This is a genomic window from Nostoc sp. UHCC 0251 (assembly GCF_034932245.1).
GTDB lineage: Bacteria > Cyanobacteriota > Cyanobacteriia > Cyanobacteriales > Nostocaceae > Nostoc.
The window spans coordinates 15,579-38,029 of the sequence record NZ_JAYGHD010000007.1; the positions used below are offsets into that span (position 1 = coordinate 15,579).

A 22,451-nucleotide genomic window follows, 5' to 3' on the forward strand; every position below is an offset into this window, starting at 1 on the left:
CCCCATGCGCCATCCCCTATGCCCAATTCCTAAATTCGGTAGATTTCACGATATGCATTCCTGCTTCTGCAAATCTTGCAAATGCCGCATCTGCCTGTTCTGTGTAGTCCACAATACCAGGAACAACAACAGGAGAAGTACAATCTTCTAGCAAATAGATTTTTTGAGCAATGGTAGCATCTACCTGTTTAATTTCTGTTAATAAATCGTCAATTGTCCAGGCGACACAGTGACTTTTAGCTTGACCACCAATAATTACTGCATCATATTCTAAAAGTTGTTTAATCAGACGCGTGTTTTTTTGACCAAGTGGACGTTGCTCAAAATCTTCCAACACCTCTGGACGCAAAATAGAATAATTTTCTGTTAAGGGATTCTCACCTTTTATTTCAAATTGCGTCTGACTCTGACGAGCAATACCGTGGAAAAATATCGCTTCTTCTACCGATGGAACTAAAGCATGACCAATACCACCCAACATAGAATGATAAGGCCAAACTGTCAGGGGATATTTACCGTCTTGACTGAGTTTTGTAACGTAATGGTAAGTATGTTTTTCTAATAATTCATAATTCCCATTAGTAACACTGTCAGCAACAGCTGGGTTAACTTTCCAGATACCTTGTTCGATGTCTTTTGGGGTAATGTTAGTTGCTGCTGGACTAGGATGTTCTCCGGCGGCGTTCACCCAAAAGATCGGATGGAAAATTTGGGTTGCTGTGTGGGTATCTAGAGTAGGTACAATTTTTGTGATTACTCCCAAGTTTCGATAGATAAACTCACATAATCTGACGTTATCATCCACTGCTCCTTTCCCAGATTTTCCACCCACAAATAATTCAAATCCAGGGATACAGAAGGTGTTTTGGACATCAATTAACAGTAAGCAAATCCGAGTTTTATCTAAAGACGTAGGTTTTATATTGTGTTGTTTTGCCCAGATTTCAGCATCAGCGGCACGTTCTTGGTAAGGTACGCGCCAGACTTCGCCGACTTCTTCAGGATTAAAGTGTGGGGGAATTGGTAGTTGGGGTGTTATTTGGGTGTTCATAATTACAGTCACTTTTATTCTGTAATAGCATCTATAATTTCAATCCCCAAATTTTCTCAAGTCTAGCGTTACCTTAGTAAACATCATCATGAGAACCTAAGGTCAACAAAGAAATTACTAATTCCCCAGAATCGGGATGAGGAACAAACTCAAATAGAATCCGATTATTGTAGTCTATGGAACAAACCCATATACCTAATAAATCCCCTTTAAGTTTATGAGTACGCAAGCTAGGGTAAAACGGATCTTCAGTAAGTTGCTGTAATGTTTGCTCAACCAGAGAGCGTAATTGCGGATTTCGACGGGCTAAACGCTTAAAATCTCGAATAAATCTTGCACTCCAAAGCAGTTGCATCAATCATCTAACTCCGCCATTAAATCAGCAACAGTTCCACTTCGTACTTCCCCTTTAACATAGGCTTCACGAGCTTCTGCAACCGCCTTTAATAAGTCATCCCGTCGCTGTTGTTTGAGGCGTTTTTGGATAATATCCACAAGAATAGCCTGAGCTTCTGGATCTAATGCTTCTACCGCCTCTATGGCTTTCTGGAATGTAGATGTTTTTTCTAGCATGGGCGTCAAAGAATTTGATGATAAGTCTAATCTAGCTAGTGGTAGGAGCGATCGCTCCTCATCCTATTTACTTAATAGTACATTTGCATTGCTAAAGAAATTTAGCGATCGCTACTCAAGCTACTCAGTTAAAAGAATTTTTCAGCAATATATCTTCATAAATAAGCAAAACCTTTGAATTGCTCTTTATTTCTTTGCCTATCTTATTTTTCTATATTAATCGTCCCAAAGAGCCACCAACTGTGGCAATCTGGGAAACAGAGATTTATCAAATCTGATATTTTAACGACAGCAAATTTACCTAATCAGGTTATGCAAACTCTGCCCATACTAGATACTTCAAATACTACATCAAATCAACCTACCTTTGATACAACTATCAAGCGGCGTAAAACCCGTCCCGTAAAGGTGGGAAATGTCACCATTGGCGGTGGCTACCCCGTTGTAGTGCAGTCAATGATTAACGAAGACACCCTTGATATTGATGGTTCTGTGGCTGGTATTCGCCGTCTGCACGAAATCGGCTGCGAAATTGTCCGCGTCACAGTGCCGAGTATGGCTCATGCTAAAGCTTTAGCAGAAATTAAACAAAAATTAATTAAAACTTACCAAGACGTGCCCATTGTGGCTGATGTCCATCACAATGGGCTAAAAATCGCTCTAGAAGTTTCCAAGCACATAGAAAAAGTGCGAATTAATCCGGGGTTGTATGTTTTTGAAAAACCCAACGTCAATCGAACCGAGTATACTCAATCAGAATTTGAAGAAATTGGCGAAAAAATCCGCGAAACCCTAGAACCTTTAGTAGTTTCTTTGCGCGACCAAGGTAAATCGATGCGAATTGGGGTAAATCACGGTTCCCTTGCTGAAAGGATGCTATTTACCTACGGTGATACCCCAGAAGGCATGGTGGAATCTGCAATAGAATTCATTCGCATTTGTGAATCTTTGGATTTCCGCAACTTGGTAATTTCCATGAAAGCCTCACGAGTGCCTGTGATGCTAGCCGCTTATCGCCTCATCGCCAAGCGAATGGATGAACTGGGTATGGACTATCCGCTACATTTAGGCGTTACGGAAGCCGGTGATGGCGAATATGGGCGAATTAAATCCACGGCTGGTATTGCTACCTTACTTGCTGATGGCATTGGCGATACAATTCGCGTCTCACTTACAGAAGCACCAGAAAAAGAAATTCCCGTTTGTTATAGCATTCTCCAAGCTTTGGGATTGCGAAAAACGATGGTGGAATACGTCGCTTGTCCTTCCTGTGGACGCACTTTGTTTAACCTAGAGGAAGTGCTGCACAAAGTTCGGGAAGCCACTAAACATTTAACAGGTCTTGACATAGCAGTTATGGGTTGCATTGTCAATGGTCCCGGAGAAATGGCGGATGCCGACTATGGTTATGTTGGCAAAACACCTGGTTACATTTCTTTATATCGTGGCAGAGAGGAAATTAAAAAAGTCCCAGAAGATAAAGGTGTAGAAGAATTAATTAACCTCATTAAGGCCGATGAACGCTGGGTAGAACCGTAAGAGAGCAAGGGGCAGGGGGAGCAGAGGAGGCAGAGGAGGCAGAGGAGGCAGAGGGAGCAGAAGAGGCAGGGGGAGACAAGGGGACAAGGGGACAAGGAGAATAAATAACCCATATCCAATGCCCAATGCCCAATGCCCAATGCCCAATGCCCCATGCCCCATGCCCAAAAACTTTGTATAAACCATCAAAGTCGCCGGATTGTCAAGTATTTTGTTTAAATTATGAATACATGCTCGGTCTGTACAGTGGTAGCCTGTGTTAGATTGAGCATACTGACTATATATTTTCCCTCTGACGCAGCTGTCATTATGGTGATTACAAAAAGTAGGCTTGTTTTGGGTGCTACGGCAGTGACACTCTCCACGATCGCTGTTACTAGCCTTGGCATTCATTCGCGAGGTCAGGCTTTATTTAAAGCAAGTCCCAAAGAATTAGTAGATGAAGTTTGGCAAATTGTTCAACGCCAATATGTAGATGGTACTTTTAATCAAGTAGATTGGCAGGCTGTTCGTAAGGAGTACTTAAGCAAGTCCTACAGTAATCCGCAGGAAGCGTATAAGTCCATTCGGGAAATGCTCAAAAAGCTAGAAGATCCATACACCCGGTTTATGGACCCAGCGGAATTCAAGAATATGCAAGTGGATACCTCTGGAGAACTGACAGGGATTGGGATCACGATCAGCCAGGATGAAAAAACCAAGCAATTGGTTGTAATTGCGCCAATCGAAGATACACCAGCTTTTAAAGCTGGTGTTTTGGCAAAAGATGTCATTCTCAAAATCGACAATAAAAGTACCAAGGGGATGGATACTAATCAGGCAGTATCCCTGATTCGAGGTGAAGCAGGATCGAAAGTCACCTTAACGATTCAGCGCAATGGTCAGACAAAACAGTTTGACATCAAAAGAGCGCGGATTGAAATCCATCCAGTTAAATATTCCCAAAAGAAAACTCCAGCAGGTAACCTTGGCTACATTCGCCTAAACCAGTTCAGTGCCAATGCTAGTAAAGAAATGCAAACTGCCATTAAAGATTTAGAAAGCAAACGCGTAGCTGGATATATCCTTGATCTGCGTGGTAATCCAGGTGGGTTACTTTTCTCCAGTATAGATATTGCCCGGATGTGGCTGAATAAAGGCACAATTGTTTCTACTATTGACCGCCAAGGTGAGCGAGAGCGAGAAGTGGCAAATGGACGTGCTTTGACAAATAAACCGTTGGTAATATTAGTAGATAAAGGTTCAGCCAGTGCCAGTGAAATCCTTTCCGGAGCGTTGCAGGACAACAAACGTGCTACTTTGGTAGGAACTCAAACCTTTGGTAAGGGATTAGTGCAATCGGTGCGTCCCCTAGAAGATGGCTCAGGATTAGCAGTGACAATTGCTAAATACCATACGCCCAATGATAGAGATATTAATAAGCATGGTATTGATCCAGATATAAAGGTAGATTTGACAGATGCCCAGCGACAGGATTTGTGGCTTAACGAGCGTGAAAAACTCGCTACCCTAAAAGACCCCCAATTTGCTAAAGCAGTAGACATAATAGGTAAAAAAATTGCTGCTCAAGGCGCAGCTACAGCAGAAAAATGAAGAGTTAAGGATAACGGAATGAAGTTAGGAGTGAATAGTGAGGAGTTAGGAATAAAAACCATCATTGATCACTCCTGACTTCTAACTCTTAGCTTAAACTGGTTGGCACTTTCCAGCTCTAATAAGTCCGACACGCCGAGCGATCGCTTCTTCTTGCGAACTAAAAGGCCCCCACTGTTCTATAATCTCTACATTGTCGTCTTTAACTTTGTCGCTGGGGAAAATTTCACAATTACCAGCCGAACGCTTGACGATATACCAAATTTGTGCATTGTCCATATTTGAAATAAAAAATTTGTTTTTTACAGTAAGGATTTTACGACATACAGAAAATATTTTCGCGTATATGCGATGCCTACAGCGGGCTACACTAACGCGTAGGATCTGATTTAGCTATAGATTACAATCACCAACCAGTTCCGTATAGCCAGAAATTTGTCTTGCATAAATGCTTAAATTGTCATCTTGAGCGGAGCGAAACATCATGATGAAATTCTTCTCTTCCCTGCGTTCCGCTCAAAATGACAAAGAGGTCTATTAACTACTGGCGTTCACGCTTCTATGTGCTGCTGTGCAAATGTCTTAGAGAAAAGGCAATCCAATCCGTAGATTGCCACCTTTGGCATCGTTCTCATTTATCCCATAATTAAATTTCCTCTAAGAAAAAAGATTGTCGTTGCTGATTAGATGTATAAATCTTGGTATAGGGATGCGAAATTTTGAGCGTAGGCGTAGCCTACCGTAGGCATCGCTCGTCACCAAGGTAGTGGTAAAGTAGTGATTTGTTGATTGTTAACTCTTGCCAAATAAAGATTTCTAGTTATTGTGTCACTACATATTTACCATTACAAAAATCTTTATTTTTGTATCACTGAATGCTTGATATTGAAGTGAAGAACTCGGACACTGTTTTTGCAATCAAGAGTACAAAAACGTGAAAAAAATTAAGATTTTCAAGTTTCTGCTGCCATTTGTGGTGGTAGTTTTGTTGATGATTGGGTTGGCCAAGATCGTACCAGCCCAGTCATTAGTAAGTGTTCACCTAACCCTTGGCAACCCCAGCAATGCTGGAACTTCCAGCCTAAATAACTACCTGCTGGTAAAGCCACAATATGTAATTAGTTACAACTGCTCAATAGGTAGAGCAAATTGGGTGTCCTGGCAGTTGAATAGTAGTTGGTTAGGTAGTACACGAAGGCAAGATAATTTTCGTCCTGATGCAACACTTCCTCTTGGGTGCTATCCAGTTCAATCTACCGATTTTAGTGGAAGTGGCTTTGATCGTGGTCACATGACACCTAGTGGTGACAGAACTAGTAGTACTACTAATAATTCTGCCACCTTTTTGATGAGTAATATGATTGCTCAAGCCCCAGATAACAATCAGGGAATTTGGGCAGACTTAGAGGAATATGCCAGAACTTTAGTAAGACAGGGTAAAGAACTCTATATCATATCTGGTGGATATGGAATGGGCGGTACCGGATCTAACGGAAGGTTCTATACAATAGCTAATGGACGGGTTCAAGTCCCTAATAGAACTTGGAAAATTATTGCTGTACTCGATACTCCAGGTTTAGGTCTTACTGGTCTGACAACCAGCACGAGAGTCATTGCTGTCAATATTCCCAACATGCAAGGGGTACGAACAGCGAATTGGAGAAGTTATCGGGTTAGCGTTGACTCATTAGAATCCCTAACTGGATACAATTTTCTCTCAGAAGTCTCAACATCTATTCAGTCTGTAATAGAAGCGCAAGTCGATAATTTATAAGTTTAGATGATTTCAAAAATGAGAAAGCCTAGCCATCTATACGGCTAGGCTTTTATTTAGATAAATTTCCAAACCTGCTTACTAGGTTTCAACCAGTTTTGTTGCTACTCCAGCTAAGTCACCATCTTTAGTTTGTCCTATGATGTAAGCGTCAATATTTATTTGTCCAACACGATAAACGCTGATGTCACTAAGATTACCTTTAAGTGTTTGGATAAGTGCTTGAAATTTTTTAACATCTTTTTTTTGTAATTCATTGTGCCACTCTTGCTCAAATGCACAATTACGAAAGAGATAGTCCAAGTCTACTATTTCTACCGGCAGGTCTTGAGAACCTGTTAGCTGTAATATTTTCTCCTGTGTTGCAGGTGCAGCACCTTCCCACTGAACAACCTCGAAAGGGTAATCTGATTCGCTCATCATTAACAAGCCAGTACTAGCTTCCTTAAGTTTTTCGACAATCTCGCCGCTCATAGTCATCAGTTTCTAGCAACGCTCATACTGTATCATTCAGCCAATAGCAAGGTGGGAATGGGACAACTCGACCATTGGGTAGAAGATTGAGCGCGGATGAAGTAAGAATTACATTAAGTTTGGGTGATTTGCTTTCTTACCTATTGACGAAAGGCTCTAAGTGTTGGACTTCTACCTAAAGTTCGGCTCTGTTCGACAAACCGGGGAATTATTTCAACAATGGGCAAGTTGGGAAAAGTAGAACTAATTTCAGACTCAATATATTTGCCATCTTGAAGAATATTAATTTGTAGCTTGCCATTTTCATATCGCCACAGTTCAGGGACTCCTAATGCTTCATAAGCATCAAGTTGAGTTTTGGAAGTCACATCAACTTCAATTACTAAATCAGGTGGCGGGTCAATCTTCAAGTCTATTCGCTCTTTACCAATCATTTGAGCATGATTTTGAATGTAGAAAGAGTCATCAGGCTCTACACCAAAAGCCATATCTTCACGTTTGAAAGTGGTTGAACCAAATGTTTCACAGTCAATCTCTAACTCTTCCAACAGAATTTTCACCAAATCCCCAATGATGACTTTGGCTTTCTCATGCTTTGGTAATGGCATTCTCATCTCCAAAGTTCCGTGGCTATAAGCCAATCGAGTGGCGCGATGGTCGCCAAGTTCTTCTAAAATTGCCTCAAATTCTTGCCAGCTTACATCGTGCAGTATTACTCTATGTCCCGGCGGAACACTTAATTGTTGCAATTGAAGTGTTACCATTACTTACCATTGAAATTTCAGGTTTAGATTGTAAAAGTCAATATGCAAATATCGTAGCAAGAAATAATCTTAAACTGTCAAACTTTTTCTTTATGATACGTACAAAAACAAAGTTTTGCTATTTTAGCGAGATTTTAGGGAAACCTATAACTGTAGCTTTTCTATTAGAACAAGATTGAGAAATAGTTATGGATTTAAATGGATGAATTTGGACTAAAAATATTAGGCCTTCAGCGAGTGACGGCTGGGCTTATCAAAATATGCTTACCATATATCCAGATTTAAGGATTTTTACTTTAAGTTGGAAAAACTCAGAACATCAAGACGAAATAAGTGCCAAAGCCCCACAAGAAGGCGAACTAATGATTTTAAGACAATATGGCAAAGTAACACACATTGTTAAAATGCTGAACAATCAACTTTATCGTGACACAAATACTGGAGATCAATTTAACATTTATCGTCTTGTCCAGGTGGTTTGGATGACAGATAATTGGGAGCATCCTCCAAAAAATGACGAAGTATTTGACTGCACTATTACCTTCCCCCCAAATGGAAAATCAATAAAATTGGAAAATATACAAGCATTCCAAGAGCGTTGGAGTAAAGAAGGATTAGCATTTCAAAAGCACGTCCAAAACGTATTAAATATTCATTAACAAAAAGCCTTGCATATTTAAGTGCAGGGCTTTGAGTTTAAATAAATCTAAAATTACTTGCCGTTACCACCATTACGATTGCTGTGAATGACCCGTTCGGCAAGCTTTTCCGGCACTTCTTGGAGATGGTCGTATTAGTAGTGGAAGGAAGCAATGCCGGAGCGATTCCTACGGCGGGCAAAGCCTACGCACCTTACTAGCAAATAGTACATAGTGTATAATTCATACAATTAGCATTATGTCAAGCCATTTACCAGATCAAAAAATTTTAAGGCTTTGAGGTTCCTGTTTATGGCTGGATCATAATAGGCGCTGCGCTTTTTTCAGAACCAATAATTACAAGCTTAGAATTATTAGATTGAGCTAGCTTTTCTGTGGCTTCAATCGCTCGTAATTGTAGCACTTGGTTACTAAGTCCACCTGAGAGGATTTTTTGGGAATCAGCTATACCTCGCGCTTCAATAAGCTTTCGTTGTGCCTCTTGACGCTCTTTATCTAAAACAAATTTCATCTGCTGATTTTCTTGCTCTGTCTTGAGTTTGTTTTGAATTGCAGCTTGTAGAGTATCAGGCATTTTGATGTTTCTTAAAAGAGCTTCCTCAACAATGAAACCCAAAGCTGGTATATCTTGTGTGAGTTGTTGGTCAATTTTTTGGGCGATTTCTTGGCGTTTGGTAGAGTAAATAGCATTGGCTGGGTAATTTGCCGTGATGGCGCGGACGGTAGAGCGGAATCTGGAAATCACAAGTTGTGTTTCATCAGTTCCAATTGTTTTATATACTGTAGCTGCCTTTTGCGGATCGAGCTTGTACTGAAGACTGACATCAAGATTTAGGCTCAAACCTTCTTGGGATGTTGCATCTACATTTTCTTTTATATCCTTAATGCGAGTAGAAAAATTCAGCACCTTGCTAAAGGGGTTAAGCAAGTGGACACCAGGATTTAGAGTAGTTTCGGAAACCTCACCAAAGAAATTGACGACACCGACATTACCAGGTGGGACAATCACCAAAAGCCTAGAAAAAGAATTAAGTACTGCAATACTGCCAATCAATATCATAATTCCACGTATTGCTAAACGTGACTTTTCACCGGATATCCTACTTGTATTAAGATAAACGAGAATTGTAATTAGGCTAGTTAGAAGAGAGACTATAAAACCCATGAGTTTTTTCTGTGTAGTTAAGAGGAATATACTTAATCACATAATTCCCAAACTCCTTTATGAAACTAATACCATTTCACGCAAGTTAGCAGTTATGAATCTTTTTACAGATTAAATAAAGATTCCCGACTTCTGAGAGAAGTTGGGAATCTCAGGCTTGGAGCGATCGCTACGGCGGGCAAAGCCTACGCTACTAGCAAGTAATGTACAATGTAATGTATACATCATATAAAATTTAAATTGTGTCGAGTAAAATTCGTAAGCAGATTTATATTGAACCGCATCAAGAACATCTGCTAAAAGCGATCGCCCAACAAGCCGGTGTAAGTGAAGCAGAGATTATTCGCCAAGCTATTGACCTTCATCTTGGTGAAATAACTGCACCCCAAACCAATCTTGCAATGTGGGAAGCCGAAAGAAAATTTATTGATCAAATCAAAACTCGACCTGCTCAACTTGGAGGTCGGGACTGGCAGCGTGAAGACCTCTATGAACGGTAGAATTTTACTTGATACCAACATTCTCGTTTACATCTACGATCCACTGGATACCGCAAAACAAGAACGCGCGATTGCACTTACTGACCAATTGATTCGTTCTGGGAGGGCCGTAATTAGTACCCAAGTGTTGGGAGAGTTTTTTATGGCCACAACCCGGACTCGGCGTAGGCGTAGCCCGTCGTAGACATCGCTTTTAACTCCTGCTGAGGCGCTGGTGCGAATGCGTAACTATTTAGCTGCTTGCCATGTCGTTGATATTACACGGCTCATCTCTTTAGAAGCAATTCGCGGCGTGGAAACCCATCACTTCGGGTTTTGGGACGCGCAAATTTGGGCAACGGCGCGACTCAACCAAATTGAAGAAGTTTATACTGAGGACTTCGCATCAGGTGCGACGGTTGAGGGCGTGCGGTTTACGAATCCTTTTATAGATTGAAAAAGATTCCCGACTTGTAAAAGAAGTCGGGAATCTTAGCCTTGGAGCGATGCCTACGGCGGGTATTGCCTACCCTACTCTACAATTTATTCAAAATTCAAAATTACTTGCCGTTGCCGTTACCACTGTTGCCATTACTTTGAATGACACGTTCAGCTAGCTTTTCGGGCACTTCCTGGAGATGGTCATATTCCCAGTGGAAAGAACCAACGCCGAGAGTGAGCGATCGCAGCTCTACAATAAAATTTTGCATCTCTGCTTGTGGCAAGTATGCTGAGACATTATCCCAGCCTTGCCAATCATTTCTGCCCTCGTAGCCTAAAATTTGCCCCCGCCTACCACTCAACAGTTGCAGAACTTTGGAGGTAAATTCGCTAGGTGTGGTCACTTCCACCCGCAGAATTGGTTCTAACAGGGTAGGTTCCGCTTGGGGTATTCCCGTTTGCATTGCCAATCGGGCAGCTTGTTTAAAGGCTTGTTCGGAACTATCAACGTTGTGGTATGAACCATTAGTCAGAGTTACCGCCAAATCCACCAATGGGAAGCCCAAAGGCCCATGTGTCAGAAATTCCCGCACGCCCATTTCCACCCCAGGAATGTACTGTTTAGGAACCACGCCGCCGACAATGGTTTCATTAAAGTTGAAACCTGTACCACGTGGTAGGGGTTTGATGTCGAGAAAAACATCACCAAACTGCCCGTGACCACCGCTTTGGTGCTTGTAGCGTCCATGAACTGAAGCCACCGTTTTGCGGATAGTTTCTTTGTAAGGCACTTGCGGCAAGTGGGTTGTCATCGGCAAGTTATATTTGCGGCGCAGTCTGTCTAGGGCAACTTGTAAATGAATCTCGCCTTGACCCCACAAGATAACTTCGTGAGTATCGCCATGTTGTTCCCAAGCAAGTGAGCAGTCTTCTTCTAATAACTTGGTGATGGCACTGCTAAGTTTAACTTCATCGTTGCGCTTTTCTGGTGTAATGGCGAGGGCATAAACTGGTTCCAACTCTACAGCTTTGGGTAATTTTATTGCCGATTGCTGTTCTGTGGAGATTGTATCGCCTGTCTTGATTCCTTCTAAACGGCTCAATGCAACAATTTCACCAGCACTAACTTGGTTAACTGACTGCTGTTGTTGTCCCATGAGGCGGTAAATTCCACCAGTGCGAATGCCATTGAGGAGAATGCCATCAGTTAATTTGCCCCGCCAAACACGCACCAGAGAAAGCTTGCCACCTTGGGGAGTATAGTAAGTTTTTAATACCTGCGCTAGAGGTGTATCACCTTTTATGTTTTTTAAACGACGTTCTGCTGTGGCCTCTGGTTCGGGGGCTTCCCGTAACAAGGCTTCTAATAGAGGTCTAACACCATAATCTTGTTCTGCTACACCAAAGAAAACGGGCACTACCAAATCTGCCCCTAATTCCATTTTTAAATCTTTGAGGATTTCCTCTTGGGGTGGCTCAATGTCTTCTAAAAGTTCTTCGAGTAAATGATCGTCAAAATTTGCTAGGGCTTCGAGCATTTCTGCCCGTGCTATATGTTCTTCTTCTTTTAAACTTTCGGGGAAGGGAATAGGGTCAGCCGGTGCGCCTGGATGATATTGATATGCCTGTTCACTCACCATATCGATAAAGCCGGTGAGTTGTTCCCCGTTCATGATGGGATATTGATGCGCTACCAGGGGACGGCTAGATACTGCTTTCAGAGCGTGTAACGTTTCCAAAACGTGAATATTTGCCCGATCCATTTTGTTGACGAAGACGAGGTGGGGAATTTCCCAATCGTCGAGGAATTTAAATAGAGGGGCGAGGGTGAGGACGCGATCGCGTATGGGTTCGCAAACTACAATTGCCGCATCCACTCCCATTAAAGCATTGTACGTTTCTTGGGCAAATTCTACGCTTCCCGGACAATCAATAAAGGTGAAGCGAATGCCGTTATACTCAGTGCTAGCGGCGCTGACTTCTACACTCATGTGGCGATCGCGCGACTCAGCAGAACTATCTCCCACTGTATTGCTGTCCTTAACACTCCCTTTGCGAGAAATTGCCCCTGTGACAAATAACAAGCTTTCTAGTAAAGTGGTTTTTCCACTTAAATAAGGCCCGACAATTGCAACATTCCGCGAACCCGATTTTACTTTTTCGTTCATAAAACCTCCCTTGCGGTAAGTCTTTCCTAACCGCACGATTCTGTATATATCAGGGATAAAAAATGGTTCTCTGGAGTCAAAATTACCCCTTCTTTAATTTGTTATTATGCTCCTTTTAATCTAAATTTAAAAAAATTGTAGCCTGTCGTAAGATTTGGCTTAATAAAACTTAACAAAAACAGGGTTTTATGGCAAAATAAAAATTTTTGTAAAAAAGTTTTTATAAAGTAAATTTAACTGAAAGTGTTGCAGGTCAGAAAATCAATGGGAAAATCATTCTTTAAATATCGCATAGCCGGGTTAGTAAGTTTGATGCTGCTTGTTAGCATTTCCTTTCCCTCTGTTTCTCTATCTGTTCCTGTCGCCTCAAAGCTGGCACAATCTAATGCTAAAACTGCCATAGACTGGTTGAACCAAGGCTTACAAGCAATTCAGGCGGGAAAGGTACAAGATGCGATCGCAGCCTTTAAACAAGCAACCCAGTTAGATCCGGCATTAGCACCAGCGCATTATAATTTAGGACTAGCATTCCGACAAACGGGACAATTACAACCCTCTGCGGATGCATTTTATCGAGCGACGCAAGCCGATCCCAAATTTGCTCCAGCTTTTGCTAATTTAGGTGGTGCATTGTTAGAAGGGAATAATTTACAGTTAGCCAACGACTACTTGCAACGCTCGTTAGAACTTGATCCCAAACTCGGATTTGCCCATTATAACTTGGGATTAGTACAAGAACAGCAACGAGATTGCGAACGAGCGATCGCATCTTTTAAAAAAGCTATAGAATATAGCAAAAATGCACCAGAGCCTCCTTATCATATGGGGATGTGTTATCTCCAGCAAGGTAAACTCGATCAAGCTAGAAATGCCTTTAATCAGGCAATAAAAATTAATCCGAAGTATCCCGAAGCTTACTACAATCTCGGCTCCATTTGGTTTCAGCAACGCAAATCACAAGAGGCATTAGAGGCTTTTAGAAAATCAGCCGAAGCTAACTCTAACTATCCCAATGCTTATTATGGTGCAGGGTTAGTTTTTATGCAGTTACAGCAATATGCAGATGCAGTACAAGTATTGCAATTTGCTAGAGATTTATACAATGCTCAGGGGAATCCCCAGTGGGCGAAAAATGCCGAACAATTGTTGCAACAAGCACAAAATTTAAATTACCAACCTCGCTGAGGCGCAAAAACTTAATATTGCATAACATAAAACTATTGGGTTGACTCGCTGGTGTTGTCTGAACTTGTCCCAATTGGAATAAAATGTACATGCAAAAGCGCCAGAAAAGTCGATTTTTATTTAGCGATCGCTGGCTTGATCGGCACTCAATTGTTCGCAACATGGAAGCCTTTCAAGACTTAATTGTGATCGTTTTGTGTTTGGGTTTGTTCGCCGTTATGCTGATCCAATTGTGGGGGATAGCTATTGCCCTCATGCAGCCACTGGATTATAAACAGGTGACTGCAAAAATCCTATTTGTGTTGATTTTAGTCGAGTTATTCCGACTATTAATGGTTTACTTGCAAGAACATAGTATCTCTGTGGGAGTAGCAGTTGAGGTAACAATTGTATCTCTACTGCGAGAAGTAGTAGTTCACGGAGCGCTAGAAATGCATTGGGTTAATACGCTGGCAATTTGTGGTTTGTTATTTGTTCTGGGTGGACTACTCGTGGTTTGTGCGAAAACACCACACATGGATTGCATGAGCGCTAACACCAAGTTTTGCCCGGTTGTGTATAGAGGAGGTAGGGAACGGCAAAATGAGTTGGAATTACAGTATTCACGTCAATGTGATGAAAATCAACCGCTTGGATAAATTGTTATGACAATGGGGAGTGGGAAAGACGCGATTAATCGCGTCTGTACTTGCGAGTAGGGAAAAAATATTTTCCTACTCTGCGCTCCTTTGCTTGAGGCTATATCAGGAAGTTTGATGCATCTAAAATCTAAAATCTAAAATTTAAAATGGTATAACTTACTTTTGCAAGGTACTTCCGACGTATTGAAATATACTCTTTTTGGAAGATGAATCCCTCTTTTAGGGTGAGTATAAGTTAATTAGAAATTCTAAAAGAGGGTCAAGAAATGACTACAAATACAGGTAACGGACAGTCTCAAGAACCAATTAGCAACCTGGAGTATGATTTTGTCACCGTGTTGCACAACAAAGCTGAAGCCGTTAAAGCTTACGATACCTACATCAAAGATGCAGAACAAGTAGGTTCACAGCCTTGTGTAGAGTTGTTCCAAAAATTGCGGCAATCTGATATTGAACACGCACAAGAGATTCGCCAACATCTACAACAAGTGCTGCAACACGGTAAGATGTAACCCAGATTTTAAGTGCGATCGCTTCTGGTTTAGTGATAAACATAAAAGAGGCGATCGCACTTGCTGATTACATTAGACGCCAAGGCAAACGCATTTTATCTACTAATAAAAACTAATAAAGAGCAAGTTTAAAAGAGCGCGTTTATGTTCAGGGTATTGTAGAGAGGAATCAATAACTCAATTGCTTCATCTCAGCGTACCCGTACACCCAATTTTGTATCCCAGTGTAGGGGTTTATCTGCTTTTTGTAAGGGAGACTCCGGCATTTGACCTACTGAAACGCCGTATTTCCAATCTGGCGGACAGATAGCAATGTAACGTGCATAACCTCCTAAACCACCTTTGAATTTGGGATACCCAATAGAGATCAACGCGCCTGTTTCTGGCACTTGATCTAGATTTGCAACACCCTCTGCTTGGGTATATCCATTTTTCAACAGCCAAGCTTCTCCCTCCAGTGTTGGGGTGCTATCTGTATCAAGGGGTTCGTGTCCGTGAAAAAGAATTTGGCGCTCAAGGTGCAGAAACTGCAAAGCTTCTAGCTTGACTCCAGGAAACTTAGTTCTTGTAGCTAGTTCGGGGTTTGGCCATCCTTTGGACCAGTCAGAGCGAACAAACACAACTGAGCCTTGGGGAATTCTGCCATATTTGCGTTCCCAATCTTGAATATCTTTGACACTCAGGTGGTAATTGGAGTCTTTGGCAACTTTATCCTGAATCGGAATTATTACTAGAGGACGAACAGCAAATGTCGCTGGCAATTCATCAATAGCTGGATAGTCAGGATTCCAGTGAGCAGGTGGATCTAGTTGGGTTCCTAGCTGATCGGTGGATAAATCGTAATGAGTTGCTTCAAACCCATCCTTTTGGTAAGTGTATGGCTCACCCGTTTTTGGATTGATGGCAGGCGCAAACTTTGATGAACCAAAACCTGACCATACAGGAATTGCTGGAGCGATCGCATGAGTCAAGTCAACATATTTGGCTGACTTGAGCGACTGCTGATAAACTTGCCACAGGGGAGGCTTACGTAATGGCTGTACCGCGTTTACAGACACCAAACCAACACCAAACAGAACTAGTAAACAAATAATTCCCCAGAAAGTTTTTTGCAATGGTTGACGCAAAAATCTATCTATTTCCTGCTTCAAATGCGAATAGTTATATTGGGGCAGTATTATCATTGTGTTCTTTATTATTGCTATATTGTTTATCCTATAGCTGTTTTGGGTTCTATAGTGTAGATAAGCTAATCGCCATTTAAGTTGCATCATTTTCATGGTAACAAAAGCTGCAAACTCTCTCCCTTGCTCCCTGCTCCCTGCGATCTCAAAATGCAAATTGAATGCTTAACAGCTTACATCTGTTTCACCATAAAAAAGCAGATGGTTGTTCCCACCTGCTTTAATAAAAGATTCGTTATCTTCTTTACTTGGCTACCAACTGATTAAGTGGAGCAATCCCAGCCAAATCTAAAATTGGCGCGATCGCATCTTCTCGTTTCACCGCCATCATATGGACACCTTGACACAATTGCCGCGCTATTTGCACTTGCTCTGCGGCAATTTTCATCCCTTCCTCAAAAGGATCTTTGGCTTTTGCCAATCTATCAATAATATGTTGGGGAATATTTACACCCGGAACACATCTATTAATGAACTGGGCATTTTTTGCCGATTTCAATAGAAAAACTCCTGCCAAAATCGGTTTTTTATAGCCAGCGGCAATGGTGTCCATAAACTTTTCTAGCCGCTCAAAATCGGTAATCAACTGACTTTGAAAAAACTGCGCTCCGGCTTCGATTTTGCGTTCAAATCGACTTTGCAAACCCGACCAACTCTTACATTGTGGATCTACTGCTGCACCAACAAATAAATCTAGTGCTCCATCGGTCAAGGGTTTCTCATTGTAATCAACGCCTTGATTCATCTTCCGAATTAGTTGCAGCAGTCGCACCGCTTCTAAGTCAAACACTGCTTTGGCATCTGGATGATCACCTGCTTTTACTGGGTCGCCAGTCAAAGCTAAAATGTTATGTATGCCCAAAGCATGAGCGCCCATCAGATCAGCTTGTAAACCAATGCGGTTGCGATCGCGGCAAGCAATTTGACAAATTGGCTCTATACCGTTTTGTGACAAAATCACCGACGCCATTAACGAAGACATCCGTAATACTGCGCGGCTACCATCAGTAACATTGACAGCATGAACCCTTCCCTTAAGAGTCGCCGCCATTTGAATCATGTGCGCTGGATCTCCCCCTTTCGGCGGTGCTACCTCAGCGGTAACTAAAAATTCGCCTGCTTGTACAGCTCTGCGAAAAGCTGTGTGGCTATGGGTGTGATGCATAAAATTAAGAATTTCAATTTCTTAAATGGTATAGCAAATCACACCGAAAAGGGACAAATTATAGAGGCAGAGAGTAGCCTAAAGCAGCTTTTACTTGTGATAAAGTTTGATTTGCGATCGCTCTAGCTTTTTCCCCTCCATCCCGCAACACAGACTCTAAATAGCTTTTGTCCGCTGTTATCGAGTGATATTTTTCTTGGATTGGTTTGAGAGACTCAATAATTGTGTCTGTCAACAATGGCTTGAATTGCCCCCAACCCATATCCTGGCACTCAACTGCTACATCTTCCTTCGTTTTACCAGAAAGCAATGTATACAGCGTTAACAAATTATTACACTCTGGACGCGCCGGATCATCGAAAGTCAGCCCACGAATGGGATCGGTTTTACAACGCTTAATCTTGTATTGAATCTGTTCTGCTGAATCTAGCAAACTGATTCGGCTTAACTCCGAAGGATCAGACTTCGACATTTTGCGTGTACCGTCCGCCAAACTCATCACCCTTGCCCCTTCCTTACGAATCAAAGGGTCTGGTAACTTCAGGACTGGTTGATCTGGTTTACCAAATTGGTGATTTAACCGAGCTGCAATATCCCGTGTCAATTCCAAATGTTGCTTTTGATCTTCACCCACTGGCACTTTATCAGCTTGGTAAAGCAAAATATCAGCGGCCATTAGCACAGGGTAATCCAATAAACCTGCACTGACATTTTCTCCCTGTTTAACAGCCTTTTCCTTGAACTGGATCATGTCTTGCAGCCAGTTTAAAGGTGTAATGCAGTTGAGCAACCAGGTGAGTTCACTGTGGGCCGAAACGTGAGATTGGACAAAGATAGTGGAGTGATTTAAATCAAGACCACAAGCTAGGTAGAGAGCAGCAAGAGTGTAGGTATCTGCCGCTAACTGTCTTGGGTCATGTGGCACTGTAATCGCGTGCAAATCAGCCACAAAGAGGTAATTTTCGTATTCGCTCTGACCTTCTACCCAGTTGCGAATGGCTCCCAAATAGTTACCTAGATGGTAATTGCCGGTTGGTTGAACTCCAGAAAGAACACGTTGCTTGCCCATAAATTTCAACTTAGTTATCTCAAATCCGCGCTAGTAAAGTAGCGATGTCTGGCGACAAATTGCTTTCCGCCTACGCAAAACTCATTTAATTTTGACATTTTCCAGGTCAACTTGCTGTTGAAATATTGGAGTTTATTCTCACGGTGGCTTTAGTAACAGTAAGAATCAAACTTATCTTTGTGCAATATCTGGGTGAGCAGTGTTACCAAGATGATATAGGAATCCGATAGCGAAGCGGTAGCGAGTCAGACGCTCCTGCGTCGCTCTAAGCGAAGCCATGCCGCAGGCTTTACGCTGCGCTATCGAGCGTCTTTGATTCCTGAACCACTTGTTGAGGCAGGGCACAGCGAACACTTCTCTACGAGAGGCTGCGCCCTAAGCGTAGCTATGCCGAAGGCTTTACGACAAGCTCAGTGCAGCGCAGGGAATGGGGAACAGGTAAAAAGGAATAAAGCGGAAAGCCTGCCGGAGGGAGTATCCCCCCAAAGAACTTTTCAAGAAAGTGTACTGAGTTTTTTCACGTAATCAAATATAAGTCCTATCGCAAACATCAATTTACATAATTTTGTAATCCTTGATGATAGCGCAAGGCACAGACTTTTCCCCCGACCAATCAGTAAAAGTATCCTCATTTTTATAATGCCTTGGCGTTTGCATAAGCAAGTTCCAAGCATCTTTGGCATTCAATAAATTTAAACGTTCAGGATAGTGTATCTTTAATAATTCTTGCACTAGGGGATAATAGTCAGAGTTCATTCCTGGAAAAATATGATGTTCTGTATGATAAGAAAAATTTAAATGCAATTTGTCAAATATTTTATGAACACGCAGAGAAATACTATTAATCAGTGGATCATTGACGCTTGTCATCTGACAAAGCATGTGGTTTGTATATATGTAAAATATTACTCCAGCATAACCAATCCCAAGAGGCAAAAAGTAACTCAACACGATTTTTAGGAAATTAAATTGTAAATATATCAAGATACTCAAATGAATCATGAAAATTACAAAAAGTTCACCTGCGATTAACCAACGCTCTTTAGTTTTGACTGTAAAGGCAGCTGGCACAAAACTCACAGATTCACGATTAAAGAATAGTACAGAGACCAAATTCCGAAAATTATGTGTTCCCCATGCGGTTGCCATTCCCACTATTAAACTGATAGGATTAACCTCTACAGAAGGTACGCATACATTTTGAATCCATTTACCCCAAGTTTTCGGCTGCTTGTATAAGTAATTGCGATCAGGATCTGCTAAGGAATTAGTTTTATTATGATGTTCTCGATTATGTACTGCTTTCCACAATGTAGGTGGCATCCACAACATTGCTAGCCCTAGCACACTAATAATTCTGAGTATATGGGAGTTTTTAATTACGCTACCGTGCATCATATCATGGGAGCTAAATAGCAAGACGATAACACTATTGCCCATCACTATAGCTAAAGGTAAATAAAGCCATAAAAGATATAAGTTCCAACGATCTAGATAAGATGCGATCGCCCAGCCCAGAATCAAAATTGTCCAATTAATTAATAGAATTGCTAATTTCCCTGGATCGGGAAGAAATGCTTCGGCAGGAAGCAGAGGGCGCAATTTTTTTGCATACTCTGCTTGGCGAATTGACTTTTGGGTGATACAAACTTCCATAAATATTATTGAACTTTATTTAATTTATATTAAAACAAATATTTCAAAAGTTAATGTAATTTTTATCCTAATTTTGCTATTGGTATTATAACTGAATACTGAAAGGAAATTAGGAGTTTAAATATGGCTTCTTTTAGTACACTAAAGTCTCTAGAAAAGTATATACCTTTAGTAGGAGATATGAATATTAAAACCCCAATTGCATATACAGCAACGCGTGGGGCGGTAGAGGTAGTAAATACAATACAGATGGCGGTAGCTGAGGCTTATATCAATGGGTTAGAAGTTCCTGACCCAGTATTAGAATCTCTTTTTGATACTTGTATGCCTATCTTCTTTAAGTACTTTCCTGCTCTCTTAGCACCTTATGAATGGGTATTAAAAGAAACAGATCATCTTGCTGAAGGCCCACGGGATCTGATGAAAATTCAGTATGATTTGCCTCAAGGGATGCTGAATAAGATGTTGGGCGATGGGAAACTCATTTATCCTAAGTACAGCATGGGATTGTGGGAAAAAGGAGCATCAAACCTTGAGCAATCTCAGATAGATATGATTGATGATGTGATTCAAAAGTTAGACATTAAAGATGGAGACAATATCTTAGACTTTGGATGTGGTTGGGGATGTGTACCAAATTATATTCTTTCCAAATTCCCTAATGTCAAATTTGTCGGGCTGAATTTGAGCCATGAGCAATGTGAATATATGCGCCAGAAGATGCAAGATCCTGAAAGCAACCTGAGTTCAGGCCGATTCACACTGTATGAAGGAGATTTAAATAGTACAACATTTGAGACAAAATTTGATAAGATCCTTTCGATTGGCGTTTTTTGTCATGTTGGTAATTTAACTAACTCTTTTAAAAAATTAGCTAGTTTGCTAAAAGATAATGGCAAGGTTTTTATTCATATCATTACAGTTCGTACCCCTAATAATATATCCAGCGCTTTTACGCACAAATACATTTTTCCTCACGGAAGGTATTGGAACTATGATGCAGTTCCTAGCCGGAATAAAGATCTCAAAACAATTGAAAGATGGTATCTAAACGGTTCCAATTACTCTAAAACATTTGCCACTTGGCTAGATAATTTTGACAAAAATCAGGCAATAGTCAAAGACTTAGACTATGGCATAGATTATGCCAAGTTCCGCCGGATATGGAGGTTTTATTTAATATGGTTTGTTCGGAATTTCGCTAGTTGCGATGGTGAATATAATGGGAACGGTCAGTACTTAATGGTTCATGCTTAATCGAGTAAGAGTAGCAGCGAGCCGATAGCGAGTATTCGAGCGTCATTGCCCGTCGTAAACATCGCTCTCCAGAAACCGCATTGATTGTATGATTACTTAATAGGACTGATGAGTTATGGAAAATACCATAAATTAATCTTGTTTACAAACATCAAAATTTTAAATTTGATTTAGCTTTCTGCTAAACCCACCTGTCCTCCAATTAGTCCCAAAAATCCTGTTCCAAAGTGCTGAATCTCAAAAAAGCTTGCTTGCTCTGGTGAGGTTTTGTAAATCCGAAATGTCTTCATAATTCCCAAGGTGGCAGCACTTTCTAGAGGCCCAACAAAGCTAATATCTCGGTCAAGAAAATAAGGTTGACTAGCCCAGTGAGTCATCTGATTTGCATTCAAAAAATAGCAACCCGCATGGGGATTGAGAGCACGAAAAAAGGTAATTGGTGCATTCATAATGTTACCTTTGAGTTCCTGTTGCTCCTGCACATTTTGAAAGGGAGCAGTTACTCGTAAAGCTAAATCACCATCAATGTAAGCTTTATGAACCAAACCGTAAGGAGAGATTTCATAACGATTTGGCTGGAGCAAATTTAAATCACCCGCTTGTTGTGCAAACCAATTTAATTTTATAAAGAACCAAGGATCATGGATAATTAGGTCATCTTCCATGAAGCAATAGTAATCATATTGACCTAGATAACTTTGCAGAACAGCTTGGCACTCAAACCCCAAAAGCAGAGGTTCTACATTAGTAGAATGATGCTTATATAAATGGGATGGTAAGGGCAGATGATTTAGAAGATGATTATCTTTGATTGTACAAATAACAATATCTACTTCGTGAGACTGTGGCTGGTTTGCAGGAAAAGCTATTCGTTGAGCAATATTAATGATACTTTGACATTTACCAAATAATTGCTGTAAGGCAGTAAGACTATTAGTTAATGCCTGCAAGCGGGGTTGCGGGTCTTTGCGTTGGGAAGCATGACGACCCTCACTGCTAGGTTTAAAAAAATGGGCAATGGTAAACAGAATTCGCATTTTAAATATTGCTTTTATATTTCTCTGTCATTTGTCCTTTTTTGGTTGTAACTAATGACTAATGA

At 41.1% G+C, this 22,451-nt stretch carries 25 protein-coding genes; 12 read left to right on the forward strand and 13 right to left on the reverse strand.

Features of this window, described 5'->3' with window-relative positions; genetic code table 11:
- Positions 1-16 precede the first annotated feature (16 nt).
- The 3 genes from VB740_RS01935 to VB740_RS01945 all read right to left on the reverse strand — a co-directional run bounded on the left by VB740_RS01935 (position 17) and on the right by VB740_RS01945 (position 1,624).
- Positions 17-1,051, reverse strand: coding sequence for an isochorismatase (locus VB740_RS01935; RefSeq protein WP_323198405.1), 1,035 nt, complete (start codon positions 1,049-1,051; stop codon positions 17-19).
- Positions 1,052-1,124: 73 nt separating this feature from the next.
- Positions 1,125-1,406: a type II toxin-antitoxin system mRNA interferase toxin, RelE/StbE family gene (locus tag VB740_RS01940; protein ID WP_323198406.1), complete on the reverse strand. Its 282-nt coding sequence runs from the start codon at positions 1,404-1,406 to the stop codon at positions 1,125-1,127.
- Entirely contained in the window at positions 1,406-1,624 is a 219-nt protein-coding gene (locus VB740_RS01945; protein WP_323198407.1) for a hypothetical protein, read from the reverse strand. Before VB740_RS01945 ends, VB740_RS01940 begins: the two co-directional genes overlap by 1 nt.
- Between VB740_RS01945 and VB740_RS01950 the strand changes: the two genes are divergently transcribed.
- From VB740_RS01950 to ctpC, 3 genes are all read left to right on the forward strand, one after another.
- Positions 1,623-1,802: a hypothetical protein gene (locus tag VB740_RS01950; protein WP_323198408.1), complete on the forward strand. Its 180-nt coding sequence runs from the start codon at positions 1,623-1,625 to the stop codon at positions 1,800-1,802. The two genes, VB740_RS01945 and VB740_RS01950, sit on opposite strands and share 2 nt — an antisense overlap.
- Before the next feature lie 134 nt (positions 1,803-1,936).
- Positions 1,937-3,163, forward strand: coding sequence for a (E)-4-hydroxy-3-methylbut-2-enyl-diphosphate synthase (gene ispG, locus VB740_RS01955; protein ID WP_323198409.1), 1,227 nt, complete (start codon positions 1,937-1,939; stop codon positions 3,161-3,163).
- Positions 3,164-3,472: 309 nt separating this feature from the next.
- On the forward strand, positions 3,473-4,756 hold the full coding sequence (ctpC, locus tag VB740_RS01960) for a carboxyl-terminal processing protease CtpC (protein ID WP_323198410.1): 1,284 nt from the start codon (positions 3,473-3,475) through the stop codon (positions 4,754-4,756).
- 93 nt (positions 4,757-4,849) lie between these two features.
- On the opposite strand, the gene VB740_RS01965 is transcribed toward ctpC, so the two are convergent.
- Positions 4,850-5,035: a DDE transposase family protein gene (locus VB740_RS01965; protein WP_323198411.1), complete on the reverse strand. Its 186-nt coding sequence runs from the start codon at positions 5,033-5,035 to the stop codon at positions 4,850-4,852.
- A 655-nt stretch (positions 5,036-5,690) separates the two neighbouring features.
- On the opposite strand from VB740_RS01965, the gene VB740_RS01970 reads away from it, so the two are divergent.
- Entirely contained in the window at positions 5,691-6,530 is an 840-nt protein-coding gene (locus tag VB740_RS01970; protein ID WP_416289022.1) for a DNA/RNA non-specific endonuclease, read from the forward strand.
- An 81-nt stretch (positions 6,531-6,611) separates the two neighbouring features.
- Here VB740_RS01970 and VB740_RS01975 read toward each other — a convergent pair whose 3' ends face one another.
- Both VB740_RS01975 and VB740_RS01980 read right to left on the reverse strand, forming a co-directional pair.
- Positions 6,612-7,004 carry a nuclease A inhibitor family protein gene (locus VB740_RS01975; RefSeq protein ID WP_323198412.1) on the reverse strand — a complete coding sequence of 131 codons (393 nt, stop codon included), beginning with the start codon at positions 7,002-7,004 and terminating at the stop codon, positions 6,612-6,614.
- A 140-nt stretch (positions 7,005-7,144) separates the two neighbouring features.
- Complete coding sequence (locus VB740_RS01980) at positions 7,145-7,768, reverse strand: Uma2 family endonuclease (protein ID WP_323198413.1); 624 nt, start codon at positions 7,766-7,768, stop codon at positions 7,145-7,147.
- 260 nt (positions 7,769-8,028) lie between these two features.
- Between VB740_RS01980 and VB740_RS01985 the strand changes: the two genes are divergently transcribed.
- Complete coding sequence (locus VB740_RS01985; RefSeq protein WP_323198414.1) at positions 8,029-8,427, forward strand: hypothetical protein; 399 nt, start codon at positions 8,029-8,031, stop codon at positions 8,425-8,427.
- 289 nt (positions 8,428-8,716) lie between these two features.
- On the opposite strand, the gene VB740_RS01990 is transcribed toward VB740_RS01985, so the two are convergent.
- Complete coding sequence (locus VB740_RS01990) at positions 8,717-9,592, reverse strand: prohibitin family protein (RefSeq protein WP_323198415.1); 876 nt, start codon at positions 9,590-9,592, stop codon at positions 8,717-8,719.
- Positions 9,593-9,834: 242 nt separating this feature from the next.
- Here VB740_RS01990 and VB740_RS01995 point away from each other — a divergent pair, with 242 nt between their 5' ends.
- Genes VB740_RS01995 through VB740_RS02005 form a run of 3 tightly spaced genes read left to right on the forward strand, consistent with a single transcriptional unit; the run spans position 9,835 to position 10,528 of the window.
- The gene (locus VB740_RS01995; RefSeq protein WP_323198416.1) at positions 9,835-10,092 is read left to right on the forward strand and encodes a hypothetical protein; all 258 of its coding nucleotides are present in this window, start codon (positions 9,835-9,837) and stop codon (positions 10,090-10,092) included.
- Entirely contained in the window at positions 10,082-10,276 is a 195-nt protein-coding gene (locus VB740_RS02000; protein ID WP_323198417.1) for a hypothetical protein, read from the forward strand. The genes VB740_RS01995 and VB740_RS02000 overlap by 11 nt, the downstream gene beginning before the upstream one ends.
- 36 nt (positions 10,277-10,312) lie before the next feature.
- Positions 10,313-10,528: a hypothetical protein gene (locus tag VB740_RS02005; protein ID WP_323198418.1), complete on the forward strand. Its 216-nt coding sequence runs from the start codon at positions 10,313-10,315 to the stop codon at positions 10,526-10,528.
- A 103-nt stretch (positions 10,529-10,631) separates the two neighbouring features.
- Here VB740_RS02005 and VB740_RS02010 read toward each other — a convergent pair whose 3' ends face one another.
- A complete protein-coding gene (locus tag VB740_RS02010; protein ID WP_323198419.1) occupies positions 10,632-12,680 on the reverse strand; it encodes an elongation factor G in 2,049 nt (682 codons plus the stop codon).
- A gap of 264 nt (positions 12,681-12,944) precedes the next feature.
- Here VB740_RS02010 and VB740_RS02015 point away from each other — a divergent pair, with 264 nt between their 5' ends.
- The 3 genes from VB740_RS02015 to VB740_RS02025 all read left to right on the forward strand — a co-directional run bounded on the left by VB740_RS02015 (position 12,945) and on the right by VB740_RS02025 (position 15,018).
- Positions 12,945-13,865 carry a tetratricopeptide repeat protein gene (locus tag VB740_RS02015; protein ID WP_323198420.1) on the forward strand — a complete coding sequence of 307 codons (921 nt, stop codon included), beginning with the start codon at positions 12,945-12,947 and terminating at the stop codon, positions 13,863-13,865.
- A gap of 83 nt (positions 13,866-13,948) precedes the next feature.
- Positions 13,949-14,503, forward strand: coding sequence for a phosphate-starvation-inducible PsiE family protein (locus VB740_RS02020; RefSeq protein ID WP_323198421.1), 555 nt, complete (start codon positions 13,949-13,951; stop codon positions 14,501-14,503).
- Between the two features lie 269 nt (positions 14,504-14,772).
- Positions 14,773-15,018, forward strand: a complete 246-nt coding sequence (locus VB740_RS02025; protein ID WP_100902703.1) for a hypothetical protein — start codon at positions 14,773-14,775, stop codon at positions 15,016-15,018.
- 191 nt (positions 15,019-15,209) lie between these two features.
- On the opposite strand, the gene VB740_RS02030 is transcribed toward VB740_RS02025, so the two are convergent.
- The 4 genes from VB740_RS02030 to VB740_RS02045 all read right to left on the reverse strand — a co-directional run bounded on the left by VB740_RS02030 (position 15,210) and on the right by VB740_RS02045 (position 20,092).
- Entirely contained in the window at positions 15,210-16,202 is a 993-nt protein-coding gene (locus VB740_RS02030; RefSeq protein WP_323198422.1) for a cyclase family protein, read from the reverse strand.
- Between the two features lie 244 nt (positions 16,203-16,446).
- The gene (locus tag VB740_RS02035; RefSeq protein ID WP_323198423.1) at positions 16,447-17,367 is read right to left on the reverse strand and encodes a methylenetetrahydrofolate reductase; all 921 of its coding nucleotides are present in this window, start codon (positions 17,365-17,367) and stop codon (positions 16,447-16,449) included.
- Positions 17,368-17,425: 58 nt separating this feature from the next.
- Entirely contained in the window at positions 17,426-18,436 is a 1,011-nt protein-coding gene (gene trpS / locus VB740_RS02040) for a tryptophan--tRNA ligase (protein WP_323198424.1), read from the reverse strand.
- 555 nt (positions 18,437-18,991) lie between these two features.
- Positions 18,992-20,092 (reverse strand): fatty acid desaturase family protein, encoded by a 1,101-nt coding sequence (locus VB740_RS02045; protein ID WP_323198425.1) that lies wholly within the window; start codon positions 20,090-20,092, stop codon positions 18,992-18,994.
- 123 nt (positions 20,093-20,215) lie between these two features.
- Here VB740_RS02045 and VB740_RS02050 point away from each other — a divergent pair, with 123 nt between their 5' ends.
- The gene (locus tag VB740_RS02050; protein ID WP_323198426.1) at positions 20,216-21,349 is read left to right on the forward strand and encodes an SAM-dependent methyltransferase; all 1,134 of its coding nucleotides are present in this window, start codon (positions 20,216-20,218) and stop codon (positions 21,347-21,349) included.
- Between the two features lie 170 nt (positions 21,350-21,519).
- Here the strand turns inward: VB740_RS02050 and VB740_RS02055 are convergent, their stop codons facing one another.
- Complete coding sequence (locus VB740_RS02055) at positions 21,520-22,386, reverse strand: calcium-binding protein (protein ID WP_323198427.1); 867 nt, start codon at positions 22,384-22,386, stop codon at positions 21,520-21,522.
- Between the last annotated feature and the right edge of the window lie 65 nt (positions 22,387-22,451).

Coding starts and splice junctions, on each gene's coding strand:
- VB740_RS01935 (WP_323198405.1), bottom strand. CDS start 1,051: ATGAACACCCAAATAACACCCCAACTACCAATTCCCCCACACTTTAAT.
- VB740_RS01940 (WP_323198406.1), bottom strand. CDS start 1,406: ATGCAACTGCTTTGGAGTGCAAGATTTATTCGAGATTTTAAGCGTTTA.
- VB740_RS01950 (WP_323198408.1), top strand. CDS start 1,623: ATGGGCGTCAAAGAATTTGATGATAAGTCTAATCTAGCTAGTGGTAGG.
- VB740_RS01945 (WP_323198407.1), bottom strand. CDS start 1,624: ATGCTAGAAAAAACATCTACATTCCAGAAAGCCATAGAGGCGGTAGAA.
- ispG (WP_323198409.1), top strand. CDS start 1,937: ATGCAAACTCTGCCCATACTAGATACTTCAAATACTACATCAAATCAA.
- ctpC (WP_323198410.1), top strand. CDS start 3,473: ATGGTGATTACAAAAAGTAGGCTTGTTTTGGGTGCTACGGCAGTGACA.
- VB740_RS01965 (WP_323198411.1), bottom strand. CDS start 5,035: ATGGACAATGCACAAATTTGGTATATCGTCAAGCGTTCGGCTGGTAAT.
- VB740_RS01975 (WP_323198412.1), bottom strand. CDS start 7,004: ATGAGCGGCGAGATTGTCGAAAAACTTAAGGAAGCTAGTACTGGCTTG.
- VB740_RS01980 (WP_323198413.1), bottom strand. CDS start 7,768: ATGGTAACACTTCAATTGCAACAATTAAGTGTTCCGCCGGGACATAGA.
- VB740_RS01985 (WP_323198414.1), top strand. CDS start 8,029: ATGCTTACCATATATCCAGATTTAAGGATTTTTACTTTAAGTTGGAAA.
- VB740_RS01990 (WP_323198415.1), bottom strand. CDS start 9,592: ATGGGTTTTATAGTCTCTCTTCTAACTAGCCTAATTACAATTCTCGTT.
- VB740_RS02000 (WP_323198417.1), top strand. CDS start 10,082: ATGAACGGTAGAATTTTACTTGATACCAACATTCTCGTTTACATCTAC.
- VB740_RS02005 (WP_323198418.1), top strand. CDS start 10,313: ATGCGTAACTATTTAGCTGCTTGCCATGTCGTTGATATTACACGGCTC.
- VB740_RS02010 (WP_323198419.1), bottom strand. CDS start 12,680: ATGAACGAAAAAGTAAAATCGGGTTCGCGGAATGTTGCAATTGTCGGG.
- VB740_RS02015 (WP_323198420.1), top strand. CDS start 12,945: ATGGGAAAATCATTCTTTAAATATCGCATAGCCGGGTTAGTAAGTTTG.
- VB740_RS02020 (WP_323198421.1), top strand. CDS start 13,949: ATGTACATGCAAAAGCGCCAGAAAAGTCGATTTTTATTTAGCGATCGC.
- VB740_RS02025 (WP_100902703.1), top strand. CDS start 14,773: ATGACTACAAATACAGGTAACGGACAGTCTCAAGAACCAATTAGCAAC.
- VB740_RS02030 (WP_323198422.1), bottom strand. CDS start 16,202: ATGATAATACTGCCCCAATATAACTATTCGCATTTGAAGCAGGAAATA.
- VB740_RS02035 (WP_323198423.1), bottom strand. CDS start 17,367: ATGCATCACACCCATAGCCACACAGCTTTTCGCAGAGCTGTACAAGCA.
- trpS (WP_323198424.1), bottom strand. CDS start 18,436: ATGGGCAAGCAACGTGTTCTTTCTGGAGTTCAACCAACCGGCAATTAC.
- VB740_RS02045 (WP_323198425.1), bottom strand. CDS start 20,092: ATGGAAGTTTGTATCACCCAAAAGTCAATTCGCCAAGCAGAGTATGCA.
- VB740_RS02050 (WP_323198426.1), top strand. CDS start 20,216: ATGGCTTCTTTTAGTACACTAAAGTCTCTAGAAAAGTATATACCTTTA.
- VB740_RS02055 (WP_323198427.1), bottom strand. CDS start 22,386: ATGCGAATTCTGTTTACCATTGCCCATTTTTTTAAACCTAGCAGTGAG.